General features: G+C 63.4%; 4 protein-coding genes. 3 read left to right on the top strand and 1 reads right to left on the bottom strand.

Annotated features, from left to right (window positions below; genetic code table 11):
- A partial coding sequence (locus EN906_RS27630) for an ABC transporter substrate-binding protein (protein WP_164777401.1) occupies positions 1 to 691 on the bottom strand: 691 nt, incomplete at its 3' end.
- Positions 692 to 870: 179 nt separating this feature from the next.
- On the opposite strand from EN906_RS27630, the gene EN906_RS27625 reads away from it, so the two are divergent.
- The 3 genes from EN906_RS27625 to EN906_RS27615 form a co-directional block, all read left to right on the top strand.
- Positions 871 to 1398, top strand: a complete 528-nt coding sequence (locus tag EN906_RS27625) for a flavin reductase (RefSeq protein ID WP_095791541.1) — start codon at positions 871 to 873, stop codon at positions 1396 to 1398.
- The gene (locus EN906_RS27620) at positions 1395 to 2324 is read left to right on the top strand and encodes a MoxR family ATPase (RefSeq protein WP_023810354.1); all 930 of its coding nucleotides are present in this window, start codon (positions 1395 to 1397) and stop codon (positions 2322 to 2324) included. The genes EN906_RS27625 and EN906_RS27620 overlap by 4 nt, the downstream gene beginning before the upstream one ends.
- A gap of 3 nt (positions 2325 to 2327) precedes the next feature.
- Positions 2328 to 3408, top strand: a 1081-nt coding sequence (locus EN906_RS27615; protein WP_127375513.1) for a VWA domain-containing protein, incomplete at its 3' end; no start/stop codon positions are given.

The raw sequence follows: 3408 nt of genomic DNA, 5'->3' as shown, positions 1-3408 counted from the left end.
GTGCGGCATCGCGGCCCATGATGGCGATGTCGTCGCCGTCGCCACCGGCAAAGACATGCGTCGCGCCAGCCTTCTTCAGCCGGCCGATCATGCCGATCTGGTTGTCGAGCTGTGGCCGGAACGTGTCGACGAATACCGGTTTCAGCGCTGCCTGTTCGGCCGCTGCCCGCAACGTCTCGGCGATCTCACGTCCGTAGATGGTGCCGTCGTCGATAATGGCGAACAGCTCGTTCTGCCATAGATGGGTGAGGGCGGACGCGATGGCGTTGCGCTCATCGTCGCCGCGCGGCCCGAGGCGATAGACCGGCCAGCCGGCCTTGGCGCGGCGGTCGGTCAGGCTCTCGGTCCGCACGCCAACGGTGATGACCGGAATGTTGGCGTCCTTGAGGATCGGCATCGCCGCCTCGATCGCCTCGGTGCAGAGAAACCCGACTACGATGTCGACCTTGGCGGCTGCGAATTCCTTGGCCGCGGCAGCGCCGCCGTCCGCGGTGCAGGCATCATCCACGGTCTTCAGTTCGATGCCGTTCGCTTCGGCCGCCAGGCCGGTGCCGGCCTCGATCTGCTTGCCGAGAATGGCAGATGGTCCCGATAGCGGTGCCGCGACGCCGACGAGCAGCGTCTGGGCATCCGCGGCACTGGCCAGAAACAGCCAGAACAGCGCCGCTATTGTTCTTGTCTTGGGTCGCATTCGAGCGATGGGTCCCTCCGTGCCGGCTCTATGCTCCTGGCACTATTGCCGCCAAGACCTAAAGGCTGCCCGGCCTTGGTGCAACACGGGAATTTCGGGATATGGCTCAAGCACTTCGCTTGTGGCGGGCTATATCTGGCCATATATGTCGGTAGGATCCTGACCATGGAAAAAATACGGTGCTGAAGAAGAACGACATTGGGCCGCAGGCCTATCGCGACGCGATGAGCCACTTTGCCGGCCACGTCCATGTGGTCACCACCGACGGGCCGGCCGGCAAGCGCGGCACGACGGTGATCGCCGCCTGTTCGGTGTCGGACACGCCGCCGACCATCCTGGTCTGTCTCAACCGCGAAAATGCCAAGAATGAGCTGTTCGTGAAAAACGGCAGGTTTGCCCTGAACACGCTGGCCTCGCACCAGGAGCCGCTGTCGGTCGGCTTTTCCGGCATCACCGGCCTGCCGGTCGAGGAACGTTTCGCGCTTGGCGAATGGGATGTGATCTCCACCGGCGCGCCGACGCTGAAAGGCGCGCTTGCCGTGTTCGACTGCGAATTGATCGACACCAAGGATCTGGCCACCCATCGTGTGCTTTTTGGCAAGGTGACAGGTCTGCGTATGGGCGATAATTTGCGGCCGCTGATCTACCACGCCCGCGGCTACCACGTTCTGGACAGCGGAGCGGCGGCGTTCACGGAGAAAGAATGACCGAGCTGAAACCGCGCGCCGCGCCACGGACGATCGACGAGACGCTCGATCTCCTGACCGGTGCGGACTATGTGGCGGACCGGTCGCTGGCGACCGTGCTGTTCCTGTCGTTGCGTATGAAGCGGCCGCTGTTCCTCGAGGGCGAGGCCGGCGTCGGCAAGACCGAGATCGCCAAGGTGTTGGCACAGGCGCTCGGTCGCCGGCTGATCCGCCTGCAGTGCTATGAAGGCCTCGACGTTTCGTCCGCCGTCTATGAGTGGAACTACGCCGCGCAGATGATCGAGATCCGCATGGAGGAGGCGGCCGGCAAGGTCGAGCGCTCCGCCATGGAGCGCAACGTCTTTTCCGAAAAATACCTGATCCGCCGCCCGGTGCTCGATGCGCTGACCGGAAAGACGGGCGCTGCCCCGGTTTTCCTGATCGATGAGCTCGACCGCACCGACGAGGCCTTCGAGGCCTTTCTGCTCGAAATCCTGTCCGACTTCCAAGTGACGGTGCCCGAACTCGGCACCATCAAGGCGGAAGAACCGCCGATCGTCATCATCACCACCAATCGCACCCGCGAAATCCACGATGCGCTGAAGCGGCGCTGCCTCTATCACTGGGTCGACTATCCCAACGCCGAGCGCGAGCTCGAGATCGTGCGCCGTAAGGTGCCGCAGGCCAACCAGCGGCTTTCGGCAGAAGTGGTCTCCTTTATCCAGAAGCTGCGCCAGATCGAATTGTTCAAGGTGCCTGGCGTCGCCGAGACCATCGACTGGGCCGGCGCGCTGACCGAGCTCGACAAGGTGGCGCTCGATCCGGAAACCGTCTCCGACACGATCGGCGTGCTGTTGAAATACCAGGACGACATTGCCCGCATCGAACAGGGCGAAGGCCGGCGCATCCTCAACGAGGTGAAGGCCGAGCTTTCGGCGGCGGAGTAGGCGATGCCGCGCCCCGAACCGAAAGAGGCCATGCCGCACGGGCGGATTGCCGACAACATCGTCTATTTTGCCCGCACCTTACGCAAGGCCGGCATGCGGGTCGGGCCGGCCTCGGTCAAGGACGCCATCGAGGCGGTGCTCGCCGCCGGCATTGGTTCGCGCGACGATTTCTACTGGACGCTGCACGCCGTGCTGGTGTCCAGGCATGAGGATCACGCCACTTTCGACGAAGCTTTCCGGCTGTTCTGGAAATCGCGTGAACTGATCGAGAAGATGCTGGCTATGTTTTCGCCGGTGGCACCCGACACCAGGGAAAAGCAGAAGCCGCGCGCCGCTGAAAACCGGGTCAGCCAGGCGATGTTCGAGGGCCACCAGAAGAACCAGCCGCCACAGGAAATTCCCGAGATCGAGGTCGACGCCCGCTTCACCTTTTCCGGCAACGAGGTGCTGCGGGCCAAGGATTTTGCCCAGATGAACGCCGCCGAGATGGCCGACGCCAAGAAGGCGATCGCCGAACTGCGGCTGCCTTTCGACATGGTGCGGACCCGGCGCTTCAAGGCCGATGCGCATGGCCGCCGCATTGATCCGCGAGCCATGATGCGTTCGGCCGCGCGCACCGGCGGCGAACTGATCCTGCCGAAATTCCGCTCAGCCCGCGAAGTTCATCCGCCTTTGGTGGTTCTGGCCGACATTTCAGGCTCGATGAGCCAGTACACGCGCATCTTCCTGCATTTCTTGCATGCACTGACGGAAAAAAGGCGTCGCGTGCACACCTTCGTCTTCGGTACCAGACTGACCAATCTGACCCGGCAGATGCGCCACCGCGATCCCGATGCAGCACTTGCCGACTGTTCTGCGGCGGTCAAGGACTGGTCGGGCGGCACCCGCATCGGCGACACACTTGCCGAGTTCAACCTGATATGGTCGCGGCGCGTGCTGGGGCAGGGGGCGGTCGTGCTTCTGATCACCGACGGGTTGGAGCGCGACGATGTCGACGGCCTGTCGGAGGAAATGGAGCGCCTGCACAAATCCTGCCGGCGGCTGATCTGGCTGAACCCGTTGCTGCGCTTTGACGGTTTTCAGG

Source organism: Mesorhizobium sp. M7A.F.Ca.CA.004.06.1.1 (genome assembly GCF_003999135.1).
Lineage (GTDB): Bacteria > Pseudomonadota > Alphaproteobacteria > Rhizobiales > Rhizobiaceae > Mesorhizobium.
The sequence above is the reverse complement of the archived record's forward strand: the minus strand, read 5'-3'. Positions and strand labels throughout refer to the sequence as shown.

Bases quoted from the DNA above. Each gene is read 5' to 3' on its own strand.
- EN906_RS27620 (WP_023810354.1), top strand. From the start codon at position 1,395: ATGACCGAGCTGAAACCGCGCGCCGCGCCACGGACGATCGACGAGACG.